The 22,636-nt window shown below is 63.5% G+C and carries 23 protein-coding genes and 1 tRNA gene; 6 read left to right on the forward strand and 18 right to left on the reverse strand.

The window, feature by feature from the left end; translation table 11 throughout:
- The 4 genes from CF161_RS32635 to CF161_RS30225 form a co-directional block, all read right to left on the reverse strand.
- On the reverse strand, nt 1-161 hold a 161-nt coding region (locus tag CF161_RS32635; RefSeq protein WP_020300436.1), incomplete at its 3' end, for an FAD-dependent oxidoreductase.
- Complete coding sequence (locus tag CF161_RS30215) at nt 158-391, reverse strand: (2Fe-2S)-binding protein (protein ID WP_020300437.1); 234 nt, start codon at nt 389-391, stop codon at nt 158-160. The genes CF161_RS30215 and CF161_RS32635, both read right to left, overlap by 4 nt.
- The gene (locus CF161_RS30220; RefSeq protein ID WP_020300438.1) at nt 388-1,509 is read right to left on the reverse strand and encodes an FAD-binding oxidoreductase; all 1,122 of its coding nucleotides are present in this window, start codon (nt 1,507-1,509) and stop codon (nt 388-390) included. Before CF161_RS30220 ends, CF161_RS30215 begins: the two co-directional genes overlap by 4 nt.
- A complete protein-coding gene (locus CF161_RS30225; protein WP_020300439.1) occupies nt 1,506-2,438 on the reverse strand; it encodes a 4-hydroxyproline epimerase in 933 nt (310 codons plus the stop codon). Before CF161_RS30225 ends, CF161_RS30220 begins: the two co-directional genes overlap by 4 nt.
- A gap of 299 nt (nt 2,439-2,737) precedes the next feature.
- Here CF161_RS30225 and CF161_RS30230 point away from each other — a divergent pair, with 299 nt between their 5' ends.
- Nucleotides 2,738-3,751, forward strand: coding sequence for an Ldh family oxidoreductase (locus tag CF161_RS30230; RefSeq protein ID WP_020300440.1), 1,014 nt, complete (start codon nt 2,738-2,740; stop codon nt 3,749-3,751).
- 156 nt (nt 3,752-3,907) lie between these two features.
- Here the strand turns inward: CF161_RS30230 and CF161_RS30235 are convergent, their stop codons facing one another.
- Both CF161_RS30235 and CF161_RS30240 read right to left on the reverse strand, forming a co-directional pair.
- Nucleotides 3,908-6,076 (reverse strand): TonB-dependent siderophore receptor, encoded by a 2,169-nt coding sequence (locus CF161_RS30235; protein WP_020300441.1) that lies wholly within the window; start codon nt 6,074-6,076, stop codon nt 3,908-3,910.
- 172 nt (nt 6,077-6,248) lie between these two features.
- Nucleotides 6,249-6,629: a flagellar biosynthesis repressor FlbT gene (locus CF161_RS30240; RefSeq protein ID WP_020300442.1), complete on the reverse strand. Its 381-nt coding sequence runs from the start codon at nt 6,627-6,629 to the stop codon at nt 6,249-6,251.
- Between the two features lie 457 nt (nt 6,630-7,086).
- Here CF161_RS30240 and CF161_RS30245 point away from each other — a divergent pair, with 457 nt between their 5' ends.
- Complete coding sequence (locus CF161_RS30245) at nt 7,087-7,428, forward strand: YXWGXW repeat-containing protein (protein WP_020300443.1); 342 nt, start codon at nt 7,087-7,089, stop codon at nt 7,426-7,428.
- Between the two features lie 78 nt (nt 7,429-7,506).
- On the opposite strand, the gene CF161_RS30250 is transcribed toward CF161_RS30245, so the two are convergent.
- A complete protein-coding gene (locus tag CF161_RS30250; RefSeq protein WP_020300444.1) occupies nt 7,507-8,703 on the reverse strand; it encodes a DUF1501 domain-containing protein in 1,197 nt (398 codons plus the stop codon).
- Nucleotides 8,704-8,736: 33 nt separating this feature from the next.
- On the reverse strand, nt 8,737-10,275 hold the full coding sequence (locus tag CF161_RS30255) for a DUF1800 domain-containing protein (RefSeq protein ID WP_020300445.1): 1,539 nt from the start codon (nt 10,273-10,275) through the stop codon (nt 8,737-8,739).
- 491 nt (nt 10,276-10,766) lie between these two features.
- On the opposite strand from CF161_RS30255, the gene CF161_RS30260 reads away from it, so the two are divergent.
- Nucleotides 10,767-12,545, forward strand: a complete 1,779-nt coding sequence (locus tag CF161_RS30260) for a sensor domain-containing phosphodiesterase (protein ID WP_020300446.1) — start codon at nt 10,767-10,769, stop codon at nt 12,543-12,545.
- A 17-nt stretch (nt 12,546-12,562) separates the two neighbouring features.
- Here the strand turns inward: CF161_RS30260 and CF161_RS30265 are convergent, their stop codons facing one another.
- The 9 genes from CF161_RS30265 to CF161_RS30305 form a co-directional block, all read right to left on the reverse strand.
- Nucleotides 12,563-13,480 (reverse strand): SGNH/GDSL hydrolase family protein, encoded by a 918-nt coding sequence (locus CF161_RS30265; protein WP_020300447.1) that lies wholly within the window; start codon nt 13,478-13,480, stop codon nt 12,563-12,565.
- A 148-nt stretch (nt 13,481-13,628) separates the two neighbouring features.
- Nucleotides 13,629-14,036 carry a type II toxin-antitoxin system HicB family antitoxin gene (locus CF161_RS30270; protein ID WP_020300448.1) on the reverse strand — a complete coding sequence of 136 codons (408 nt, stop codon included), beginning with the start codon at nt 14,034-14,036 and terminating at the stop codon, nt 13,629-13,631.
- Between the two features lie 34 nt (nt 14,037-14,070).
- A complete protein-coding gene (locus CF161_RS30275; protein WP_020300449.1) occupies nt 14,071-14,253 on the reverse strand; it encodes a type II toxin-antitoxin system HicA family toxin in 183 nt (60 codons plus the stop codon).
- Nucleotides 14,254-14,567: 314 nt separating this feature from the next.
- On the reverse strand, nt 14,568-15,110 hold the full coding sequence (locus CF161_RS30280; RefSeq protein ID WP_020300450.1) for a hypothetical protein: 543 nt from the start codon (nt 15,108-15,110) through the stop codon (nt 14,568-14,570).
- A gap of 495 nt (nt 15,111-15,605) precedes the next feature.
- Nucleotides 15,606-15,679 (reverse strand) — tRNA-Gly (locus CF161_RS30285).
- A 165-nt stretch (nt 15,680-15,844) separates the two neighbouring features.
- Nucleotides 15,845-16,729, reverse strand: a complete 885-nt coding sequence (locus tag CF161_RS30290) for an alpha/beta fold hydrolase (protein ID WP_020300451.1) — start codon at nt 16,727-16,729, stop codon at nt 15,845-15,847.
- A gap of 329 nt (nt 16,730-17,058) precedes the next feature.
- Nucleotides 17,059-17,751, reverse strand: coding sequence for a pseudouridine synthase (locus CF161_RS30295; protein ID WP_020300452.1), 693 nt, complete (start codon nt 17,749-17,751; stop codon nt 17,059-17,061).
- Nucleotides 17,752-17,783: 32 nt separating this feature from the next.
- A complete protein-coding gene (locus tag CF161_RS30300) occupies nt 17,784-18,002 on the reverse strand; it encodes a cysteine-rich CWC family protein (RefSeq protein ID WP_020300453.1) in 219 nt (72 codons plus the stop codon).
- Entirely contained in the window at nt 17,995-19,482 is a 1,488-nt protein-coding gene (locus tag CF161_RS30305; RefSeq protein ID WP_020300454.1) for a sensor domain-containing diguanylate cyclase, read from the reverse strand. Before CF161_RS30305 ends, CF161_RS30300 begins: the two co-directional genes overlap by 8 nt.
- A gap of 236 nt (nt 19,483-19,718) precedes the next feature.
- On the opposite strand from CF161_RS30305, the gene CF161_RS30310 reads away from it, so the two are divergent.
- Both CF161_RS30310 and CF161_RS30315 read left to right on the forward strand, forming a co-directional pair.
- The gene (locus CF161_RS30310; protein WP_020300455.1) at nt 19,719-19,952 is read left to right on the forward strand and encodes a hypothetical protein; all 234 of its coding nucleotides are present in this window, start codon (nt 19,719-19,721) and stop codon (nt 19,950-19,952) included.
- A 259-nt stretch (nt 19,953-20,211) separates the two neighbouring features.
- Nucleotides 20,212-20,634, forward strand: coding sequence for a hypothetical protein (locus CF161_RS30315; RefSeq protein WP_043230951.1), 423 nt, complete (start codon nt 20,212-20,214; stop codon nt 20,632-20,634).
- 62 nt (nt 20,635-20,696) lie between these two features.
- On the opposite strand, the gene CF161_RS30320 is transcribed toward CF161_RS30315, so the two are convergent.
- On the reverse strand, nt 20,697-21,809 hold the full coding sequence (locus CF161_RS30320) for an enoyl-CoA hydratase/isomerase family protein (protein WP_020300457.1): 1,113 nt from the start codon (nt 21,807-21,809) through the stop codon (nt 20,697-20,699).
- A gap of 133 nt (nt 21,810-21,942) precedes the next feature.
- Here CF161_RS30320 and ung point away from each other — a divergent pair, with 133 nt between their 5' ends.
- Nucleotides 21,943-22,635: a uracil-DNA glycosylase gene (gene ung, locus CF161_RS30325; protein ID WP_020300458.1), complete on the forward strand. Its 693-nt coding sequence runs from the start codon at nt 21,943-21,945 to the stop codon at nt 22,633-22,635.
- The last annotated feature ends 1 nt before the right edge of the window (nt 22,636 follow it).

The raw sequence follows: 22,636 nt of genomic DNA on the forward strand, positions 1-22,636 counted from the left end.
CGGGTGTCCGGGCCGTTGCGCCAGATCTGCCCGCCAGGGCGCGGGTTGTCATCGATCACCACCAGCGAGGCGCCACTGCGGCTGGCGGCCTGGGCGGCGGCGAGACCGGCCGGGCCGCTGCCGACGATCAGGATGTCGCAGTCCAGTCGTTGCTCGGTCATAGGCTGCGCTCCACGTGCATGCCTTCGCGGCACAGGGTCTGGCAGGCGAGCTGGCGCCGGCCGTCGATGGTCATGCGGCATTCCTGGCAAATGCCCATGCCGCAGAACGGCGCGCGCGGGGCACCGCTGCATGAGCGGCGAGTGCGCTCATCGCCGCTGAAGGCCAGGGCCGCGGCGACGGTCAGGCCATCGGGCACGGTAAGGGCCTGATGCTCGAGGTAGATGATCATCGCGGGTCTCCGGTCAGGGCGGCGAAGCGTTCGGGCAAATAGGGGCGAGGGTCGATGGGCGATGCCTCGCCAAGCATCAGCGCTGCCAGCACCCGCGCGCTGCCGGGGGCGGTGGTCACGCCCAGGCCTTCATGCCCGAGGGCCAGCCACAGGCCCGCTTGCCGGGGGTGCTGGCCCAGCAGTGGCAAGCCATCCGGGCTGGCGGCGCGAAAGCCGGTCCAGGCGCGAATGCCATTGAGCTCGGCCAGCGCCGGCAGGTAATCCACCGCCCGTTGCAGCATGGGCGCGAGTACGGCCGGTTCGACGGCCGGGTCCAGGGTGTCGAACTGACGCGACGAACCGATCAGCAATTGCCCGGTGGGGCGCGGCTGCACATTGAACGCCACCGAGGTGCCGTCGCTGGCGTGGGCGCTGGCGGCGTAGCCCAGTTCCACCAATTGGTGCGTGACCTGGCTGGGGTAGCGGTCGGTGATCAGCAGGTGGCCCTTTTTCGGTCGCAGTGGCAATTCGGGCAGCAGTTGCCGGGCGGCAAAGCCGTTGGCCAGCACCACGTACTCCGCGTGCAGCACGCGGCCATCGTCGAGCTCGACCCGATTGGCCGCGACCGCTGTCACCGTGGCGACCTGGCGACTGATGCCAGGGTGGTTGTGCAGCAACCAGCTGGCGGTGGCCGGTGCGTAGAGGATGCCGTCGCCGGGAATCTTCAGGGCGCCGCCCAGGCCCTTGCGCAGCATGGGTTCGAGCTCGGCCAACTGGTCGGCATCGAGCAGTTCGCCGGCCACGCCATGTTCGGCCAGGGTCCGTTGCTTGCTGCGCGCGAGGTCCATTTCCCCGGCATCGGCCGCCAGCCACAGGGTGCCGCAATTGCGGTAGGCGCAGGCGGCCGGCAGGTGCTCGCGCAGTTGGTTCCAGAGGCCGATGGAGTAATGACTGAGGGCCAGCTCGGCGGCGTTGTCGTCCATCGCCACCAGATGCCCCATGCCGGCGCCGGTGGCGCCACCGCTGGCGTTGTCCAGCACCTGCACCCGCAGGCCGCGCCGGGCGAACTCGTGGGCACAGGCGGCGCCGATGATCCCGGCGCCGATCACGATCACATCGGCCTGGGCCGCTTGGGTCACGGCAGGATGCCCCAGCCGAAGGGGTCGTCGGCCTGGATCAGCAGGGTGGCTTCGGCACTGATATGGGCGGTGCCGCGAATGGTCGGGATGATCTGTTCGCCGGCCTGCTCATAGTGGGCGCTGAACTGGCTGCCGATCACGCTGGCCTGGCGCCAGGTGGCACCGGGGGCAAGTTTGCCGTCGGCCGCCAGGCACGCCAGCTTGGCGCTGGTGCCGGTGCCGCAGGGCGAGCGGTCATAGGCCTTGCCGGGGCACAGCACAAAGTTGCGGCTGTCGGCCTCGGGGTCGTCGGCGAACAGTTCGATATGGTCGATCAGCCCGTCGTGGGCGCCACGAATTGCGGCGGCCTCCAGGGCCTCGCGCACGGCCCAGGTGTATTGGGTCAAGGCTTCGACGTTATCCAGGGCAATGCGCTGGCCGTGGTCGCTGATCAGGAAGAACCAATTGCCGCCCCAGGCAATATCGCCATGGATCCGCCCGTGGCCGGGCACGTCCAGCGCCACGGCCTGGCGATAGCGGTAGGCGGGGACGTTGCGCACGCTGACCGAGAGGTCGTCGTGCAGGGTGGCTTCGACGGTGCCCACCGGGGTTTCGATGCGGTGCACGCCGGGTTCGATGCGCCCCAGGTGATGCAGCGAGCGCATCAGGCCGATGGTGCCGTGGCCACACATGCCCAGGTAACCGCTGTTATTGAAAAAGATCACCCCGGCACAGGCGTCGGCCGCCTGCGGCTCGCACAACAGCGCGCCTACCAGCACGTCGCTGCCCCGAGGCTCCAGGGCGCAGGCGGTGCGCCAGTGGTCGTGCTCGCGTTGCAACAGCGCCAGGCGTTCGGCCATCGAGCCATTGCCCAGCTCGGGAAAGCCGTCGATAACCAGGCGAGTGGGTTCGCCCCCTGTGTGTGAATCGATGACGGTAATTCGTTTCATGGCATCACCTGGCAAGAAAGGCCTACAGAGTGAGCTGCGAGCGGGGGCGGTCGCTTGTGGGTTTTCCTCACGGGCGATGACGAAATCGGCATAGTTTCAGGCGCGGACCGAGACCCCGCCTTTGAGTCATGGGTTGTGCTGATTTCGTCACTGATAGGGGCGAAAAGGCTCAAGCCCGCTCTGGGGGAAACGGCGACCCTGTGTCTTTTGCTGCATTCGCCGGCTCAAGCGAGCCCCGCTCATCACGGCGCCCTGGCCCCTTGGCCAGGAGCACCGTTCCCAGGTCATGAGGCCCTGCCATGTCTGAACACGTCACCTTGTCACTGGATCAAGTCCACGCCCTGTCGCTGCAGGTGCTGACCCGCCACGGGCTGTCGGAGGCCCACGCGCAGGCGATTGCCGAGGTGGTGACCCAGGGCCAGCGCGATGAGTGCCACTCCCATGGCGTCTACCGCTTGCTCGGTTGCGTGCGTTCGGTGCGCGAAGGCAAGGTCGACCCCCGGGCCGAACCCAGCGTGCGCCACATCAGCGCCGGGGTGCTGGAGGTGGATGCGCATTACGGCTATTCGCTGCTGAGTTTCAAGACCGGCCTGCCGTTGCTCGCCGAAAAGGCCCGCAGCCAGGGCATCGCGGCTATGGTGATCAAGCGCTGTTTTCACTTTTCGGCCTTGTGGCCAGAAGTCGAGGCTGTTGCCGCCACCGGGCTGGTGGGCCTGGCGATGAACCCCAGCCACAGTTGGGTGGCCCCGGCGGGCGGCAAGCAGCCGGTGTTTGGCACCAACCCCCTGGCCTTCGCCTGGCCGCGACCGGGCGGCCATCCGTTTGTGTTCGACTTTGCCACCAGCGCCATCGCCCGCGGTGATATCGAACTCCACGCCCGCCAGGGCAAGCCCATCCCCGAGCACTGGGCCATAGACGCCCAGGGCCAGCCCACCACCGATGCCAAGGCGGCGCTGCAGGGCGCCATGCAGACGTTCGGCGGGCACAAGGGTTCGGCCCTGGCGGCGATGATCGAGTTGCTGGCCGGGGCGCTGATCGGCGACCTCACCAGCGCCGAGTCCATGGCGTTCGACGAAGGCGTCGGCGCCGCGCCTTGCCATGGCGAACTGATCCTGGCGTTCGATCCCAAGGTGTTTTTGGGGGCGGATTACGAGCAGGGCCTGGCCCGTGCCGAAGGGTTGTTCCAGGCGATCACCGGGCAAGGCGCGCGCCTGCCTTCGCAACGGCGCTTCCAGGCGCGGGAACGAAGCGAGCGGCACGGGGTGCAGATTCCGCAGGCGTTGTATCGGGATATTCAGGCGTTGCTGGGGTAGCGCTGAGATAGCCCCGCCGCTGCCGAGCAGCGCGAGGCTGCGCTGGCCCTAACAGACGCCGATAATCCGGAGGATTTATAGCGTTTATCAGGGCCAGCGTCCGAACGCGGCCCGAACCTGCGGCAGCCGCTACAGGTTGCGAGGCAACAGTGGGTTTCAGAAGCGCAGGTTAGCGGTCATTTCCGCCGAGCGACCGGGCGCCACGGTGGCGAAGATACCGACGTGGGAGGCGTCGTAGATGGTTTCGTTGGTCAGGTTCAACGCGTTGAGTTGCAGATCGAGGTTCTTGTTCACCCGGTACGCGACCATGGCGTCGTAGCGCCAGTAGGCATCCAGGCTCCTGAGGTTGGCGTCGTCTACATAACGCTTGTCCATGTAGGTGGCGCCGCCGCCGACCTTCCAGCGATCGGTGAGCATGTAGGTGTTCCACAGGCTGGCGCTGTTGGGGGCGATGAACTTGGAGCGTTTGCCGTCGAAGTTCGCCGTGGAGTCAGCGTATCGGGTGGTTTTCGCGTCGAGGTAGGTGTAGCCGGCCATCACTTCCCAGCGTTCGCTCAGGTGCCCGGTAGCGCCGACTTCAAAGCCTTGCACCTCGTTATTACCGGTCAGAGCCACTTCACCGCTGATTGGGTCGTAGGCGCGGGCGTTGGTTTTCTCGGTCTTGAACACGGCGGCGGTCAGCGACAGTTTTTCATCGAGCAAGTCCCACTTGGTTCCCAGTTCCAGGCTGCGGCTTTTTTCCGGGTCCAGGTTCAGGTTTCTCAATCCGCCCCCGGCAGGGCCGTCGGCGCCGCCGGATTGCCCGGCGGTTTCCCCGGACGGGTTGAACGAAGTGCCGTAGCTCAGGTAGATGCTGCCGTAGTGCACCGGCTTGAACACCAGGCCGGCCTGATAACTCCACAGGTTGTCGCGGTTACTCAGCTTGGCATCGCGGGCGTGATAGTTGTCGTAGCGCGCCCCCAGGCTCAGGTCCCACTGTTCATGCAGGGCCAGGGTGTCCATGGCGTAAAGGGCGCGGTTGTTGTGCTTGACCACGGCGTGGCTGCCATTGCCAGCCGGGATCGGGGTGAAGCGGGCGTGGGTGTCGGGGTCTGCCAGGTTGCCCTGGTCCGGGTTGCGCACCGAGCCGTAGCGCGCCTTGTTGTCGATGCGCTCGCGGGAAAACTCGACGCCGGTGCTGTAACTGTGGCCGATGGGGCCGGTGTTGAACTTGCCGAAGATATCGGTCTGGTTGATCAACGAGGTGTTGACCACGTTGCGCGCGCGGGAGGCGAGCATCACCTTGTTGCCTTGCTCCTGGGCGGCAGTGTCGACAAAGGGCCGAGTCATGATGTAGTCCTGCATGCCGCGCCCGCCGCGGGTGGTGTTGCGCAGGGTCAGGTGTTCATTGAAGTCGTGCTCCAGTTGCAGGCTGGCCTGGTCGCTGGAGGTCTTGCGGAAGTCGCGGCCGGTAAAACCGTAGAAGTTGTCGCGGTCGACCTTGACCGGCTTGTTGCGGGTTGGCGAAAACGGGTGGCCCAGGTCGGGTATGTCGTCGCTTTGCATGTGGTAGTAGCTGAGGGTGCCGCGGGTGTCGGTGTTCAAGCCAAAGGAGAAGGTGGGGGCGATGCCCCAGCGGCTGACTTCGACATGGTCGCGGCCCGGGATATCGGCTTCGTGCTTCATCGCGTTCAGGCGCAGCGCCATGTTCTGTTCGGGCAGGTATTGGTTGATGTCGATTGTGCTGCGGCGCAGTTGGTCGGTGCCGAGCTTGAGGCTGCCGGCGATGAAGTTTTCCTGCTGGGCGGTCTTGCTTACCAGGTTGATGCTGCCGCCGGTCGAGCCGCGCCCGGAGTAGGCCGAACCCGGGCCCTTGAGGATTTCGACCTGCTCGATATTGAAGACTTCATGGGTCATGCGGCCGACGTCGCGAATGCCGTCGATCATGATGTCGGTGCTGGCCTCATAACCGCGAATGAAGGGGCGGTCCCCCAGCGGCGTACCGCCTTCGCCGGCGCCGAAGGTAATGCCTGGCGTGGTGCGCAGGGCATCGGCCAGGGAGGTCACGGCGCGATCCTGCATCAGGGTTTCGGTAATGATGGTGATCGACTTGGGGGTTTCACGCAGTGGCGCGGTGAATTTCGGCGAGCTGGCGCTGTCGCGCTTGTAGCCCTCGCGGTGCTCGCCGACCACATCGGTCGCCTCCAGAGTGAGTGCCGGCGAGGAGCGTTTCTTGCCGGAGATCGATTCGTTGGCTTCGGCTGCGACACCGACCTGGCTGGCGGCCATCAGCCCCAACGACGTGGACCACAGGCGCCAGGTTTGCGAGCGGGTTTGCTTGGACATTCAGAGTGCCTCCATTTAATTGGAAGCGATTCTCATCTGCATTTACGGGTCAAACAATCAGACTAATCTGATCAGTGCCGGCCATAAATCTGTAAATTCTGCGCATTCTTGGCCCACCAGTGGCGCGCGGCCGGCGCTCGATGCAGGTCCATCAACGTGCCTGTGGCGGGGATCAAGGCACCAGGTAATGGCCCATGCGCCACAGCGCCAGCCAGGTCAGGCCGGCGATCACGGCCAGCAGTTGAAAGCTGGTGATCAGGTACTTGAGCCCCAGGGGAAAGCGTTTGTAGTCCTTGACGTTGAGGCCGCCGTTACGCAGGAAGGTGTGGGGCAGGGCGAACAGGCTGCCAATGCAGGTCAGCATGAAGTAACGGCTGAGGGGGTCGTTGCCCAGCAGCGGCTTGCGCACCAGCACCGCGCGGCAGCGGCTGAGGTGGGCAAGCATTTCGTCGAGCTTGAAGCAGGCCAGGTAAAACTGAATGGCCAGGGACAGCGACCCCGCCAGAAACACCAGGATCCATCCAGCGCTATAGATGTGTGCGGTACTGCTCATATTGATCGGATCACCTCATCAGTTCTCCTGCCTGGGAGGGCCCACCCGGCTTGTACCCCTGCGCCCTCGAAGTTGCTTCGAGCGGTTGGCAGGGGAGGGGCACTCGATCAGGCAGCGGTATCAGGTGGGCATCAAGCTGGCCGCACCTGGAAGGGCGTTCTCTCGGGCGAGAACGCCGGGGCTGAATTGCGATGGCGGACCATAGCAAAAATTATGCCAATTTTAAATGGCTGGAGTCGGCGAGTTCGTTACCAAGTGTCTGCGCGGGATTGTTTGGCCGCTGATCGGATGCACCTGCCTGTCGTCCCCACTTTCAGCGACCGAGGTGTCTGTCGGTATCAGGTTCAGCAATCAGACAGTTCGCAGCTGTTACAAGATTTATACCCGGCAGGAGCAGGGTGGAAACAAGGGGGCGTTGTTACACAGAAGTCTTGGCCATTGGCGCCGAGGAGGCAGCATGGTGTTACGTTACGCGGCTTTGCTGGCGGTGGTCGTGATGGCCTCCGGGTGTGTCCAGGAACGGGTGGTGCATGAGCGGCGGGTGGTCGAGCGTCCGCCGCCGACCCAGTACGTCGAGGTGGTGGCGCCACAGCCGCCGCCGGAGCGCATCGTCGAGGTCGAGCCCATGGGCCGCCCGGGTTACGTCTGGTCGCGTGGCTACTGGCATTGGGACGGTCGGCGTTACGTCGCGGTGCATGGTCACTGGGAACCGGTACGCGCCGGCTATCGCTATGTGCACCCGCATTGGGAGCAACGCAACGATGGCTGGCATCTGCGGATCGGGGCCTGGGTCAACTGAGCCCAGGTTGGGCGTGAGCAAAAAAGGCGATCCCGGGATCGCTTTTTTTGTGCCTGCGCGCGGGGCGACAGGCTCGCCTCAAACCAGTTGCAGGGCGTTGGCTCGGGCTCCCGGGAACACCGTTTGCACCTGGGCCGCAGACAGCCCCCAAGTCCCCGCCAGCACGCCGCCGAGCAGGTCGCGGTAGTTGTTGAGTACTGGGTAATCGCGGTTTTGCAGCAGGTTTTGCGGGTTGACCGCGACTTGCTCGCCGGCGATCCGCCCACCACGCACATGCCCGCCGAGCACCCAGTACACCGTGCCGTGCCCGTGATCGGTGCCCTTGGCGCCGTTTTCGCGAAAGGTGCGTCCGAACTCGGAAACCACCACCACCGTGGTCTGCTGCCAGAGCGGCCCGAGGGCGTCGGCAAAGGCCGCCAGGCCCTGGCCGAGGTTGGCCAGGTTGCTGGCCAGCGGCCCCCGGGTACTGCCCTGGTTGACGTGGGTGTCCCAGCCGCCGACATCGACGAAACCCAATCGGTACTGATCACGCATCAGGCTGGCCATGCGCCGGGTCTGGGTGGCGAAATCCTGGGCATTGGCCGCGCCGCGATTGGCCGCGAGCATCTCGGCCTGCAACTCCCGGGAGACTTTCTGCCGCAACTCCAGGCCATCGGCGGCGGAAGCGGCATAAGGCGTGTCTTTGTACATGGCTGAGAGAATCGCCGCCTGGCGATCGTCAAAGGCCGGCTTCGACACGCCGCGTAGCGACAGGTTGGGAATGTCCCTGGCGCCCTGGAAACTCAGGGGCATTGCATCGGTGAAGGCGATGGGCGCGCTGTCCGGCATCAGTCGCGCCAGGCGACCGAGAAAACCCGAGTCGTAGCCCCGGCGTTGCCGGGTCGGTTCGCCGGACTCGATGTTGTCCTGGGTTTCGAAATGGCTGCGGGACAGATCGTCGGTGCCGGCAAAGGGCACGAAGGCCAATTGCTTGCGCTGCCACAGCGGGTAGAGCGAGTCGCGCAGCACCGGGTTCAGGCCCCAGTGGCCGTCCAGGGCGATGGCGCTGTCGGGGTTGGCCGGGTCCGGGCGGGCAATCGCCAGGCTGGGGCGCGACTCGTAATAAAAGTCGCTGGTGTAAGGCACCAGCAGGTTGTTGCAGTCGTAGCCACCCCGGAGAAACACCACCAGCAGGCGCGGCGTGCTGGCGGGAGCGGCCAATAATCGGGCGGAAAACGACAGGCTTGGCAGGGTGGCGCTGGCGATAGCGGCCAGCAGCAGTTCTCGGCGGTTCATGGCGGCTCCTGATCAGGTCCGATTAGTTGGCAGTCAACGATTGTTGAAGTCGGGCGAGGACAGCAGGAAGGTGTTCCATTCCTGGGGCGAGACGGCCTTGTCCAGGGCATCCCGGGTGGCCCGGGAAAGGCGCGGCGCCATGGCCTCGTAGAACAGCGGGGTGGTGATCAGCGGGAAGCCGGGCCCGGCGACCGTACTGCCTTCGGCGGTGAACAACGTGTTGTCGCCTCGGCCGATGGCGCGGGCGATCTCGAAGCGCTTGGACATCTGCCCGGAACTCGACCAGGCGCTGGCCACCAGCGGCCAGCCATCGGGCGTGACCCGGCCGAACAGCGGTTGGCCCAACTGGTTGAGCCAGTTGATCAAAGGCCGGGCATTGGCCAGGGGCTTGCCGTCGTAGGCCAGGCGCACGGCGGAGATCACGAATTGCTGCGGATCCTTGAACTTGCCACCGGCGCTGTGCAGCAGTTCGGGGGCCTGAAACAGGGTGCGCATCACCTGGGCGATATCGCCGTCGCTGTCTTCGAAGGTCTTGGCCATGCGTGCCACCAGCGCGGGCGGTGGGTTGTCGGCGACGAAATATTCGGCCAGGCGCTGGGAGATAAAACGCGCACAGGCAGGCTGGCGTGTGATCAGGTCCACGGCCTGGGTGATCTCGTCGAAACCGCGGCCCTTGACCGGCTGTCCCAGCAGCAGTTTGTCGCTGAAGTCATGGCGGCGCGGGTTGAATTGAAACAGGCCTTGTTGCACCAGCAGGGCTTGCAGCCGTGGCGCGAAGTTCTGCGCCCGCCCGTCCAGCGGAGTCAGGCCGGCACCGGTAAGAATCAGCGCCAGTTGCTGGACGTCCTGCTGGCTGTAGCCTGCGCCGACGCCCAGGGTGTGCAGCTCCATCAGTTCCCGGGCGTAGTTTTCATTGACCTTGCCCTTGGCGTTTTGCGCGTTGTCGAGGTATTGCAGCATGGCCGGGTTTTTCAGGGTGGCCAGCAGCAAGTCTCGGAAGCGCCCCAGGGCGTGGGGGCGAATGGCGTTTTCGAGGTAATCGGCGCTGAGGATCCGCACCTGGCCCTTGCCCTGGAAGACGCTGAAGTGGTTGAGCCAAAACACCACCAACTGCTCCTTGAGCTGGTTGGGGCCATAGATCGCGTGCAGCAGCACGCCAGCGCGCGCCTGTTCGGCCAGGGTATTGGCCAGTTGCTGATCGGCCTTGCGGGCTGCGGTTTTGGCCTCGCCATCGGGCATGGCCTTGAGCTGCTCCTGACGCTCCTTGAAGCCTTGCAACAGCTGCGCCGCCGGGGTGGTCAACGCCGGGTAGCTGCGCAGCAGCTCATTGATCGGGGCCGGCAGCGGGTCGTTGATCCGGTCGGCCAACTGGGCCTCCAGCAGGCCCTGGCGCCCGAGGCTGTGCAAGCGCTTGAGGTTGGCGGCGTCGAGGTCGAAACCGTCGCGCCGCAGCCAGGCAATATCGTCCGCGCTCAGGGCCGCCGGCTGGCCGGCCAGGGCCAGGGTGGGGAGTATCAGCAGCAGGCAGGCGGTCCGGCTCAGGGCCTGCTTGATCAGTAATGGCACATGCATAGTAGGCCGTTCCCAGACTGGAGAAGACATCGACACCCGCCCGTTCAGTGTCTACCTCCCGGGCTGACGCGTTGCTGAAGATCGACTATTTATTTACGTCCGTACCGGGGCTTGAGTGACGCCTTGGCAAGGCGGGTGATCGGTTGCTCCATCAGTCTCAGACGCCAGGTTGAAATACTGCTTGCTTGATGCAGGGCACGGGTTTCAAGGCGTTGCTGGTTTTGGCGGTGTTGCGCCGAGGATTTTTCAGCCGGCTCGGGCGTTCGCGAAGGGTCTGGAACCTGTGTTTCAGACCGGTGCCCCAGGGGCAGAAAAAGACCGTCGGTCCGACGGACGGAATTGGCAAGTTTAGGTGACTGCGGCATCCTGTCGGCTAGTATCGCAATGCCATTACCGCAACACTATTGCTCCCCTTTCCCAGTGCCAACCTGGCACCCCTGCGAGATAGGTTTTTGTCGTGAAAATCCGCTTATCCCTGTCCAAGCGCTTGTATGCCCGATAAGGCTCTGGCCGAGGAGCAGCGTCTGGCTGCTCTCTATGCTCTGGAATTGCTGGACACTGCCCGTTGCGAGAATTTTGATCGGATCTGCCGTATGGCCGCCGAGTATTTCAAGGTGCCCATGGCCCTGATCACCCTGGTGGACCGTGACCGCCAGTGGTTCAAGTCGCGGGTGGGGTTCACGGTCGATGAGACCCCGATCGAACAGTCGTTCTGCGCTTACACGGTGAATGCGCGGGAGGTGTTCGAGGTGGAGAACGCCTACCGCGATGTGCGTTTTTTCAATAACCCACTGGTCACCGAGGAACCTGGCATTCGCTTCTATGCCGGCGCACCGTTGCTGACGTCTTCGGGGCATGCGATTGGCAGTTTATGCGTGATCGACAAGTCGCCGCAGCAGCTCAACGCTGCCGAGCGTCAGCAGCTGCGTGACCTGGCCTCGATGGTGATGGAGCAGATCGAGCTGCGCCAGCGCCTGCGCCGCCTTGACCCGGTGACCGGCCTGCCCAATCGCGAGCAGTTCCAGAGTGACCTGCTGGACCTGGTCGAGCAGCATCCCGGCGAAAAACGCGTGCTGGTGCTGGTCGATGCGGTGGAGATGGCCCTGGCCCATGAGTTGACCCTGGCGATGGGCATGTCGCCGTTCGAGACCATCGTTCGTTTCGTGGCGCAGCAGTTGCAGAACTACCTGGGGCGCCACGTGCGGATTTATCACGTGTCGGTCAAGCGCTTCGGTTTCCTGTTGCCGGCGGGCACCGCAAGCCTCGATCCGTTTCTCGATGCCTTGGTCAGCCGCCTGCGGCGGCGGCCGCCGAAGCTCGATCTGCCGATCGTGCCGGGCGTCTGTGCCGGCACGGTGGAGTTCGGCATCGACTCGCCATCGGTCCAGGATGCGTTGCGCAAGGCCATGTTCGCCCTGGAACTGGCGACCATGCGCCGCACGTGCTGGGCCCACTACGATGTGGTGCGCGACCAGGCGTATCGCCGGGCATTCAACCTGGCATCGGACATCAACGAGGCCCTGGAGACCGGCCAGATCTACCTGATGTTCCAGCCGCGCTTTGCCCTGCCCGATGGGGCGCAGGTCAGTGCCGAGGCGCTGATCCGCTGGGAGCATCCGCGCCTCGGCCTGATCTCGCCGGCCGAGTTCATTCCGGTGATGGAGCGCAACGCGCTGATCCACCGCGTCACCCATTGGGTGATCGATGCGGTGTTGAGCAAGTTGCAGTGCTGGAGCCTGACCCAGGTCAGCAAGTTGTCGATCAACCTGTCGCCCAAGGACTTTGAAGACCAGGACATCGCCGAAGTGCTCAGGCATGCCTGCGAACGCCACGGCATCGACCCGCAGCGGCTTGAGGTGGAAATCACCGAAGGCGCCTGGCTGCGCTCCAATCCGCGGGTGCTGGCGCAACTGACCAAGATTCGTGAATTGGGCATGGACGTGGCCATTGATGATTTCGGCTCCGGTTACAGCAACTTCGCCTATTTGCATCAGATCCCAGCCAATGTGGTGAAGCTCGACAAGTCCATGGTCACCGATATCGAAAGCAACGTGCAGCACCAGAAAATCACCCGCTCGGTGATCAGCCTGGCCCGCGAACTGGGTTATCGCACCGTGGCCGAAGGCATCGAAAGCTTCAAATGCCTGCAGATGTTGCGCTCATTTGGCTGTGACGAGGCCCAGGGCTATTTTCTTGCCCGGCCGATGCAGCAGGAGCGGTTCCTGGCCTGGAGCGGGGCTGATCGTTTCCCTCTGGGCCGGGGTTTTTAGGGCCGCTGCCGGGGCGCTTATTGGGCCTGGCCCAGGGCCTTGACCATGGCTTCGCCGGCCAGGGCATGGACCTTGCGGGTCGGGTGCCATTCATCCCAATAGAAGTAGGCGTCTGGCCGGGTGCACGCGGTTTGCACCTGCGGGTAGGTCGGCTGGCACGGTTGATCGAGCTGGCTCAGGCCTTCTGCCGCCGCGTTGCGGCGTAACTGGTCGCTGAAGGCGATGTGGTCGAAGTAGGTGATATCGACCCCCCAGTGCTTGCCATCGGCAACCAGCCGGCCGGGCAATTGTTGTTGCAACAACTGCTGATAGGTTCGGGCCTGCTCGGCCTGGCCGCCAGCGACCACCGCCGGGCCATGGCTCAGGTCGGTGCTGCCCACCACCAGAAAATGCCTGGCCCCGGCCTTGGCCAAGCGGCCGACGGCACTGCGGATATTGTCGATGCTGCTGGCGGCCAGATCGGCGATAGGTTCCTTGTGGGCGAAGTCGGCATATTCGAAGAAGTCGTTGGCGGAAATAAAGATGAAGTACAGCGCCTGGGGATCAGCCTTGCCGTCCTGGGCGCTGGCCAGGTAGGCATCGATCTGCCCGGAAACACCGGTGTCGCGGTAGGGCGTCATCCAGGCGTAGTAGTTGTTGTGGCCACTTTTTGCGCCGCCGACGGCGAAGTCGCTCAGGGCCAGATCAAGCTCCTGGGCCAGCACTTCCACGGCGGTCGGCCCATTGCTCCAGCGCCCCTTCCAGTACAGGTCACCGGGCAGCCGCTGGGCGTCCTTGACCTGCTGCGCCAGCATCTCCCGGGTCAACTGGTCGCTGGCACCGTTATCGGAATAGCTGTCACCGAAGGCGTACAGGTGATCGAACCGGGGGCTGGCCAGGCAACTGCCGGCGGCCAGCGAGAGGGCAAGCAAGGGGGCGAGCAGGGATGGGCGCATGGGCGAGGTCTACGGTGGGAGGCGAGGTTTTATCGTAGAAGGTTCTGCCCCCGCCCATGGGCTGGTTACGACCTGGGCGTAGTTGTGCTCGCCGGGAAGTATCCGCCGGCGACATGGGCCGGTGGCGGTCCGCCGGCGTGCCGAGTGCTCAAGCCTGCTGCAACACCTTGAGCGCGGCAGACGCCAGGAACCCCGAGCGGCTTTTTTCCTCGGGGTGATGCAATACATAGTCGTCGATGCGGTTCAGCAGGTAGCCGGGCAGGGTGATGTTGAGCTTCTGGGCCTTGCCCAGGTATTTGTGCACATCGATATCGATCAGCGCCCAGGTACAACCGGCGTACTGCGGGTTGCTGGCATGCAGGGTGACCTTGTTCGCCACCGGTATGGCGGCGCCGGTTTCGGCGAGGATCTCGAAGTGGCCTTCGATGGCTTCGCGGGCCATGGCCATGGCATCGTCCAGGTCATCGCCGGCCGAAAAACAGCCAGGGATATCCGGTACTTCCACGCCCCAGGCGTGTTGCTCATCACCGCTGGAAATCGCAATCGGGTACAGCATGAGTCAGGTCCTCCCTGGGCGCTGCTGGCTGGAATCACATCAGCAGCGCCTGTTTCAAAATACTGATGGCGGTCTTTTTCAGCAGGTCCTTTTTCGGATGAGGGATCGTCACCACCCCGGGTTTGCTCGGGTGCCTGAAGTGATGGTGGCTGCCTCGAATACGCACCAGGTACCAGCCATCCACAACGATCTGACCGATCAGATACCGACTGTTCACAACACCTCCTTGTGGTGTGAGTGGTGGTTACTATACCCACAAAATATTAATGATCAACACTATAACCACTGCGCCTTGCAGCGGGCAGTTCAAGGGTAGGCAACTTCCGGCGGTGGCGGCTGCTGGCTGTATTGCCGAATCCTTCATGGCGGGCGCCATGGACAGCGGCGTGGGTAAAGGCGGCTCAAGGCGCGAAGCGGCCGACCGGTTCAGGTGCGGCCGCTGGAGGAGGCGGGGAGTCGGGTCAGGTCAGCCAGACCGCGTTTTTCACTGCGCAGCGCTGGCTGACTCAAGGCCGGTGGCGGGTGCTGTTATCAGTTGGCTTCGCCGTCCAGCACGTATCTGAGCACCGGCTTCAGTGCGTCGAGGCTGGGGGCGGAGCGTGCCAGTTCTTCCGGGTTGCTCCAGGGGTAGTTGAGGTCCGACAACCAATCCAGGACGGCCGGCAGGTCGCTGGCGGGCAGGGTTTCCATGTGTTCGATGGTGATGGTCAAGTGCTCGACGCGTTTCGATTGCCCGTGGAAGCGCCACTGATACAGGCCGCAGCCAACCCGCACCTGCCCGGTGCTCTTGTCGGACATGCCCACCAGCCAGGTGCAGTCGAAGGTCTCGGCATCGGCCTGGGGCGGGCGGCCCAGGCAGAAGGTGTAGACGTTCTCGAACGTCTGGCCGAAGCGGCTGACCAGCACCTCGGCTATGCCCTCCAGGCCTTCGACGTGGGGCGGGAATGAAATCGAACCTGTGTTCACCACCATGTCCAGTACGGCCTGGGGCATAAAGGCCGAGTTGAGCAGGTACGGACGATTGCCATCCTTTGCCAGCACGTAGTTTTGAATGGAAAGACGAGCTGAGTTCATTGCATGTCCTGAGGTGGGGGGAATCAGACGGCTAGCGTGGTCGCTCTGCCGTTTTGGCGAGCGCTATTACAACGCGTGGATGGCAGGACAGCAATCGATCCAGGCACACAAAATGGTTGAAATCTGGCGGGTCGATCCAGGCCCCCCTGTGCATCAGCCTTCCACGTGCAGTCTGTGTTCTTGACGCGATGGATCCAGGCCTTGGGGGTTGCTGCTATGCGTCGCCCGTAAACGGCGCGCCCACGCCATAGCCCGGGCGTTGCCACCATCGGTGAAGCAATCAAGGAGATGAACATCCATGGGGGGAATTCAAATGCCCCGAGCCGTTTCAAGCGCGCAGTGCCAGACTCGCGACTGAGAGGCGAAAGACTCAGGTCGCGTTCGAACAGCAGTGGTGGTTGTGTTGCGTCACGTGGATGAACCCTGAGCAGGGCTGCGTGACGGTCTCGCTCTGTACCCGGCAGATTTCGGGGGAGCAGCGAGTTAGAAGAGAAGTGGAGCGGGTGAAGGGAATCGAACCCTCGTTATCAGCTTGGGAAGCTGGAGTAATGCCATTATACGACACCCGCTCGGAACGGCTGACTTTGTACCAGATGTGGCAACGGATTTGAAGTTTTTCTTTGCAGAACGTGCATTTGCGTGAAGCGCCAGCGAGCAGTCTATCGCGGGCAAGCCGGCTCCTGAGGCGATGGTGCACGGCTCAGGAGTGGGGGCTTGCCTGCGATGACGCTGTTTCAGATCGCCAGTGCATGGTGGTCCTGTACGTAGTGATAGCGTGCACGGCTTTCGTGCTGCAAAGGCTTGAGGAAGCCCATGAGTGCCTGGCGGCTGTCCCGGCAGGCAGCTTTATGCTCCATGTCGAGGAAGTGCCCGGTGGCCTGGATGGTGCTGAAGCTTGAGTGCTGCACGTGGTTGGCGAAGAGCTTGGCGTCACTGGCCGCGGTGTACTCATCCCACTCGCCGTTCATGAACAGCACCGGCACGTCGATGGCTTTTGCCGCCTTGAGGTAGCACAGGCGATCGCTGTTGAGCACGTGGCTGATATGAAAATGCATCTGCCCGTATTCGTGTTCGGCCAGGGTGCTGACGTGCCGGTAGTTGAAGCGCTTGAACAGCGATGGCAGGTGCTTGCCGATGGTGTCGTTGACCAGATGCCCGACCCGATGACCGTCGCGGCTGCCGAGGTAATCGACACCGCGTTCGAGGTAGTCGCGCATCGGTTCGTTGATCACCGGCGAGAACGAACTGATCACGGCCTTTTCGATGCGCCGCGGACGGTGCGCCAGGGCCACCAGGGTGGCGGCACCGCCCCAGGAAAAGGACATCACGTGCTCGGCGGCAAAGTGGTCGATCAGCTCCAGCAGGATCTGCCCTTCGGCTTCCTTGGTGAGCATTTTTTCATGGCGGTTGTGGGCCTTGGAGCGACCGGCATAGGGCTGGTCGTAGAGCACCACATTGAATTGCGGGTGCAGGTTTTTCACCGTCTGGGCAAACGACGCAGTAGTGGCCATCGAGCCGTTGACCAAAATGATGGTCTTTTCTGCGGCGTCTGCGCGATAGAACTCCGTGTAAACCCGATACTGACCCTGTATATCCAGCACAGCGATTTCTGGCCTCATGTCATAAGACTCCTGGCAAGCGGGTATGCGCGCAATAGAGCTTGCACGTGATTTGTGACAGGTAGGCATACGCCTGGGAATCTTGGGGGCCCATGTCGATCCGGTAAGGCAGGTCGACGGGTGTTGTTATAGGCGGGCATCTGCCGGTGGGAAGGCGGAGCCTGAGGGCTCGCTGCCGGCAAAAGGTTTCTTAGAAGTATGGTGGTGACTCATCGGTCACATTTCGGCCGACGGTCTGATTCAAGCAGGCTGAGGACGAACCCGCAAGTGCCGCTGGCAAATTGTTCGACATGTTCTGCCCAATGGTCATTCAGGCCCGGGAGCCGTGCTCAGACCTGGTTGATTTCAGCCTCGGTCAGCGCCCGGTACTGGCCGGGGGCAAGCGTGTCGTCCAGAACCAGCGGCCCCATGCGTTCGCGGTGCAGGCGCACGACTTTGTTATTGAAGTGGCCGAACATGCGCTTGACCTGGTGATAGCGCCCTTCGACGATCGCCAGCCGTGCACAGCGCGGGCCGAGGATCAGCAATTCGGCGGGCTGGGTGGTGAGGTCTTCGAAGGCGAAGTACAGGCCCTGGGCGAAGGTGCTGATGTACTCGGGGCCGAGGTCCTGTTCGGTCTCGACGTAGTAGACCTTTGGCAGTTTGGTCTGCGGCTGGGTCAGGCGGCGTGACCAGTTGCCGTCGTTGGTGATCAGCAACAACCCCGTGGTGTTGTAGTCCAGGCGCCCGGCGATGTGCAGGTGTTCCTTGTCCGGTTCATCCAGCAGGTCGAGCACGGTGCGGTGCTCCGGATCGCGGGTGGCGCTGACACAGCCCGGGGGTTTGTGCAGCATGAAATAGCGCGCTGGGGTCCCGGCCTGGAGCAGCTCGTCATCCAGCTCTACCCGGCTAAAGTCTCGCACCTGTGCATGGGGGTCGCTGACCGTCAGCCCATCGATCCTGATGCGTTTTTGCACCAGCAGCAGGCGTACCTGTTGGCGGTTGAAGCGCGGCAGGTTACTGAGGAATCGATCAAGGCGCATGGACAACTGCAGGTCGGCAAGGGGCGGGCATTTTACTCGATAGGCCGGGCGGCTGCTTGCAACTGGGCTTCGACCTGGGCGCAGCGCGGGCACAGGCAGGACAGGTTGCGCAGCTCCGGCGGCAGGGCCTGGAGCACCGCCGGGTCGATGCTGACGCCGTAGCACCAGCAGGCCTTGGTCGCGCTGCGTGGGTCGGCCAGGCTGCAGTCGTTGCGGGCGCCGCAGGCCGGGCAGAGTTCTGGTTTATTCATGGTTGGGGTGGGGCATTTCCATGCAGGTTCGGTTGCGGCCAGTGTGTTTGGCCCGGTACATCGCCTGGTCGGCGCGCGACAGCAGGCCATGCAGGGTGTCGTCGGCGTGCAGGGTGGTCAGGCCGATGCTGACCGTCAGCTGCAACTCATGGTGTTCATAGGTATAGCGCCGCTGTTCGATCAGCAGGCGGATCTTCTCGGCGATTTTCAGGGCGGTCTCGCTGTCGGTGTCCTTGAGCAACACGATGAACTCTTCGCCGCCCCAGCGGCAGATGATATCGGATTGACGCAGGCAGCTCTCCAGGTCCCGGGCGAAACCGCGCAGGACCTGATCGCCGGCCATGTGCCCGTAGTTGTCGTTGAGGTGCTTGAAACGGTCCAGGTCCAGCAGCAGCGCGCTCAGCGGCTTGGGCTCGCGCTGGGCTTCCTGGATGGCCTGGGCCGCCAGCAGGTCGAAGCCGCGCCGGTTCGGCAGGCCGGTCAGGCTGTCGAGGGTGGCCTGGGTTTCGATCCGCCGCTGGTAGCGCCCGACGACCCGGCTCAGCAGGGCCGCCACCACCAGGGTCACCAAAAGGCAGATCAGCAGGTTGAGGTACAGCGACTGGCGGATTTCGCTGAGGGCGCCGTCCTCGCGCTTGTCGACGAACAAGTACCAGTTCAGCTCGGGAATAAACCGCACATTGAGAAAGTGCCCCTGGCCCTGGGCCAGGTATTCGTAGCTGCCGCTGTGGGGCTTGGGCAGCTTGGCCTGCAGTTCTTGCATGCTTTCCAGTTCATGCAGCGACTGCCCGGCCCGGGCCCCTTGAGGGCCGCCGTCAGCCCCGGTCAGGACGATGCGGCCAAAGGTGTCGACGAAATACACACTGCGCTGATAGCGCTGCTGGTACTTGTCGATGAGCTTGATCACCGCGTCGACGGTCAGGCCGACGCCAGCCGCGCCGATGAAGTTGTCCTGGTAGTCGTGGACCTTGTAATTGATGAAGAAGGTCAGGCTGTCCTGGTTGGCCAGGTCCGGGTCGACGTTGATCTCGTACGGGGTCGTCATGTCGCGTACGCGAAAGTACCAGGCGTCGCGGGGTTCGTCGGCCTTGATCTTCTTCAGCACGCCCTTGGCCTGGTAGTAGGTCAGGGTGCTGTTGGACACGAAGAACGCGGTGTAGGCGCCGTAGTGGGTCATGACCTCGTTGAGGTAGCGGGTCATCTGCCCCGGGTCATGTTCGCCGGCCACCACCCAGTCCCGCATGAAGGTGTCGCGGGCCATCATCGACGAAATCAGGATCGGCCGTACCAGGTCTTTCTGGATCTCCGAGTACACGGTGTCGGAGGTCAGCGGCAGCTCGGTGTTGACGATGTTGTCGCGAATCGAGGCGCGCGAGGCGTAATAACTCAAGAAGGACGTGGCGAGGAAGCCGCACCCGAGCAGGACAATCAGCGTGATGATCAACGAGCGTTGTGAATACAGCGGCGAGCGGAGCGGCATGACGATTCCGTTGGCGATGACCGGTGCTCGCATTCTAGTGGCACCGCCCGGAAATAACTGCGTCATTTATTGGCGGGATTCGGGCCTTTATGCGCGGCGTAAATCCACTTGTCGGAGACCAGGGGGCACTGGGCACCGGGTCGACTTTCTGCGGTCTTAAACAGTGTCAGCCTTGCCGTTTCGACTGACGCCGCCCAGTGTCGCTGGTGTGGCTTCCCGCGGTCCAGGAGGCCGCCATGTTGCGTCGAATGCTGTTTGCCATTGTGCTCGGATCGAGCCTGTCTGCGTGCGTGCCGTACTACGTCGGGCCGGGCTATTACCGCACGGACGTGTACAGGGTGCCGGCGCCTTATTACTACGGTTACTCCCCGTATGACTACGGCGGCTATTACGGCCCACGCTATTACCACCCGTACTACGGGGGATACGGCCCGCACTATTACGGCGGATACCGCCGCGGGCACCATTAGGTCACAAGAATCTTCAGTGCGGTCATGGCCTGGCTGGACGCCGGTCGCGATCAGCCTGCCCCTTGCAAGTAGCGGCGTTGTGCTATTAGGCGCCGCTTTTTTATGGCCCGGTGCAACGCCAGGGTGACTTGTATCAATGTATTGCATGGGTCGCACCAGATACGGTTTTCGCGGTCAGATGCCTCGTCAGTCAGAACATTATTTGGCTGCCGCCGGCCAGCGTCGCTGGCATGGCTCTTTCGCGGTCCAGGAGGCCGCCATGTATCGTCGACTTCTACTCACTGCGTTCCTGGGTTTGACTCTTTCTGCGTGCGTTCCCTATTACGACGGAGGTTCCAGCTACTACAGTTCCGAGGTCTACAGCACGCCGGCGCCGGCCTACTACTCCGGGGGTGGCTACTACTCATCGGGCCGCAGCTATTCCGCGCCGCGTTACTACCAACCTGCGCCCAGGTACTACCAGGCGTCGCCGCGCTATTACCAGCCGGCCCCACGCTATTACCAGGCCCCGCCACGAGCGGCGTACCGGCCTTATCCGAACGGTGGCTGGGACGGCCATAACCGTCAGAACTGGGGCGATGGCGGCGGCCATGGCGGGCGCGACAACCACGGTGGGCGTGGCGATCATGACCGTGGAAACCATGATCGCGGCGACAACGGCCGAGGCGGTCACAACCGCTGAACCCACAATGAAAAAGCGGCGCATCAAGCGCCGCTTTTTTTTGCCTGCCGGCCGTGCCGGGGCTAGTAGTCCGACAGGTCCGCCAGCGGGTGCCGGCCCTCCCAGGCCTTGTGAAAATGCGCCTCGACCACGGCATCGGGCACCGTATTGATGTCCGGCCAATGCCAGTGCGGCTTCTGATCCTTGTCGATCAACCGTGCCCGCACCCCTTCGCTGAATTCCGGATGCCGGCAGCAGTTCAGGCTCAGGGTGTATTCCATCTGGAACACCTGGGCCAGGGACAGATGGCGCGCCCGCCGGATCTGTTCCCAGACCAGGTGCGCAGTCAGTGGGCAGCCCTCGCTCAGGGTCTTGGCCGCGCGGCTGAACAGGCTGTCACTGTGCTCGCGCAGTTGGCTGATGGCGCGCCAGGCGCAACGTACGTCGCTGACGTCCAGCCATTGGTCGATCTGCGGCCGGCGCGGCAACCACTGGGCCTCGGGCAACTGGGCCACGGCTTCCTGTTGCAGGGCCTTGAGCAGGCTGTTGAGCTGCATGGGCGTCTGCTCCTGCCAGTTCAATTGCAGCAGGCCTTCGACCAGCTCTTCTTGCTGCTCGTCCAGCAGGAAGCGGTCGGCGAGGTCAAGGTCGAGGGCATCCCGAGCGTTCATATGGGCGCCGGTCAGGCCCAGGAACAGGCCGAGCTTGCCCGGCAGCCGCGAGAGGAACCAACTGGCGCCCACGTCCGGGTACAGGCCGATGCTGATTTCCGGCATGGCCAGGCGGCTGCTCGGGGTGACGATGCGGATGCTGGCGCCCTGCAACAGGCCCATGCCGCCGCCCAGCACATAACCATGGCCCCAGCAGATCAGCGGCTTGGGGTAGGTGTGCAGGCGGTAGTCGAGGCGGTATTCCTCGGCAAAAAACTGCCCGGCCAGGGCGGGAACTTCGCCCGGGTGCGCCAGGCAGGCCTGGGCCAGGCTGCGCACTTCGCCGCCGGCGCAAAACGCCTTGGCGCCGTTGCCGCGCAGCAGCACACAGACGATTTGCGGGTCCTTGGCCCAGGCATCGAGGCGTTCGCCCAGGGCCTGGATCATCGGCAGGGACAGGGCATTCAGGGACTTTTCGGCATCCAGGCTGGCGATGCCAATGCGCGCGCCATCGGTGCCGGTCAGCTCTTCGAAGTGCAGATTCATCGTGACCTCGATCAGAAAATTGAAGGTTGAGTATGATCCCAGTCCTGAGAAAGTGCTGGTTCTGCGTCAGACCAATTGACAAGCCCGGACGGCTTTCCTAGGGTGCGCCCATTGTTTTTCTGCGGGTACCCCCATGACCTCCGACGACCGTATCAAACTCGAACCGAGCTGGAAGGAGGCGCTGCGTGCCGAATTCGAACAGCCGTACATGGCTCAGCTGCGCGAGTTCCTGCGCCAGGAACACGCCGCCGGCAAGGAAATCTACCCGCCGGGCCCGATGATTTTCAACGCGCTCAATTCCACCCCGCTGGACAAGGTCAAGGTGGTGATCCTCGGCCAGGACCCGTACCACGGCCCGGGCCAGGCCCACGGCCTGTGCTTCTCGGTGCAACCGGGGATCCCGGCGCCGCCGTCGCTGGTGAACATCTATAAAGAGCTCAAGCGCGACCTGAACATCGACATCCCCAACCACGGCTACCTGCAAAGCTGGGCCGAGCAGGGCGTGCTGATGCTCAACACCACCATGACCGTGGAGCGCGCCAACGCCAACGCCCATGCGGGCAAGGGCTGGCAGTTCTTTACCGATCGGATCATCGAAGTGGTCAGCGAGCACCAGCCGCACCTGGTGTTCCTGCTGTGGGGCGCCCATGCCCAGGGCAAGCAGAAGCTGATCGACGCCACCAAGCACCTGGTGCTGACCTCGGTGCACCCTTCACCGCTGTCGGCCTATCGCGGGTTTATCGGTTGCGGGCACTTCAGCCGTACCAACAAATACCTCGAGCAAAATGGCGAGACCCCCATCGAGTGGCGCCTGCCGCCCTTGTAAG

This window comes from Pseudomonas sp. CF161 (assembly GCF_000416215.1).
Taxonomy (GTDB): domain Bacteria; phylum Pseudomonadota; class Gammaproteobacteria; order Pseudomonadales; family Pseudomonadaceae; genus Aquipseudomonas.

Coding starts and splice junctions, on each gene's coding strand:
- CF161_RS30215 (WP_020300437.1), bottom strand. CDS start 391: ATGATCATCTACCTCGAGCATCAGGCCCTTACCGTGCCCGATGGCCTG.
- CF161_RS30225 (WP_020300439.1), bottom strand. CDS start 2,438: ATGAAACGAATTACCGTCATCGATTCACACACAGGGGGCGAACCCACT.
- CF161_RS30230 (WP_020300440.1), top strand. CDS start 2,738: ATGTCTGAACACGTCACCTTGTCACTGGATCAAGTCCACGCCCTGTCG.
- CF161_RS30235 (WP_020300441.1), bottom strand. CDS start 6,076: ATGTCCAAGCAAACCCGCTCGCAAACCTGGCGCCTGTGGTCCACGTCG.
- CF161_RS30240 (WP_020300442.1), bottom strand. CDS start 6,629: ATGAGCAGTACCGCACACATCTATAGCGCTGGATGGATCCTGGTGTTT.
- CF161_RS30245 (WP_020300443.1), top strand. CDS start 7,087: ATGGTGTTACGTTACGCGGCTTTGCTGGCGGTGGTCGTGATGGCCTCC.
- CF161_RS30250 (WP_020300444.1), bottom strand. CDS start 8,703: ATGAACCGCCGAGAACTGCTGCTGGCCGCTATCGCCAGCGCCACCCTG.
- CF161_RS30255 (WP_020300445.1), bottom strand. CDS start 10,275: ATGCATGTGCCATTACTGATCAAGCAGGCCCTGAGCCGGACCGCCTGC.
- CF161_RS30260 (WP_020300446.1), top strand. CDS start 10,767: ATGCCCGATAAGGCTCTGGCCGAGGAGCAGCGTCTGGCTGCTCTCTAT.
- CF161_RS30265 (WP_020300447.1), bottom strand. CDS start 13,480: ATGCGCCCATCCCTGCTCGCCCCCTTGCTTGCCCTCTCGCTGGCCGCC.
- CF161_RS30270 (WP_020300448.1), bottom strand. CDS start 14,036: ATGCTGTACCCGATTGCGATTTCCAGCGGTGATGAGCAACACGCCTGG.
- CF161_RS30280 (WP_020300450.1), bottom strand. CDS start 15,110: ATGAACTCAGCTCGTCTTTCCATTCAAAACTACGTGCTGGCAAAGGAT.
- CF161_RS30290 (WP_020300451.1), bottom strand. CDS start 16,729: ATGAGGCCAGAAATCGCTGTGCTGGATATACAGGGTCAGTATCGGGTT.
- CF161_RS30295 (WP_020300452.1), bottom strand. CDS start 17,751: ATGCGCCTTGATCGATTCCTCAGTAACCTGCCGCGCTTCAACCGCCAA.
- CF161_RS30300 (WP_020300453.1), bottom strand. CDS start 18,002: ATGAATAAACCAGAACTCTGCCCGGCCTGCGGCGCCCGCAACGACTGC.
- CF161_RS30305 (WP_020300454.1), bottom strand. CDS start 19,482: ATGCCGCTCCGCTCGCCGCTGTATTCACAACGCTCGTTGATCATCACG.
- CF161_RS30310 (WP_020300455.1), top strand. CDS start 19,719: ATGTTGCGTCGAATGCTGTTTGCCATTGTGCTCGGATCGAGCCTGTCT.
- CF161_RS30315 (WP_043230951.1), top strand. CDS start 20,212: ATGTATCGTCGACTTCTACTCACTGCGTTCCTGGGTTTGACTCTTTCT.
- CF161_RS30320 (WP_020300457.1), bottom strand. CDS start 21,809: ATGAATCTGCACTTCGAAGAGCTGACCGGCACCGATGGCGCGCGCATT.
- ung (WP_020300458.1), top strand. CDS start 21,943: ATGACCTCCGACGACCGTATCAAACTCGAACCGAGCTGGAAGGAGGCG.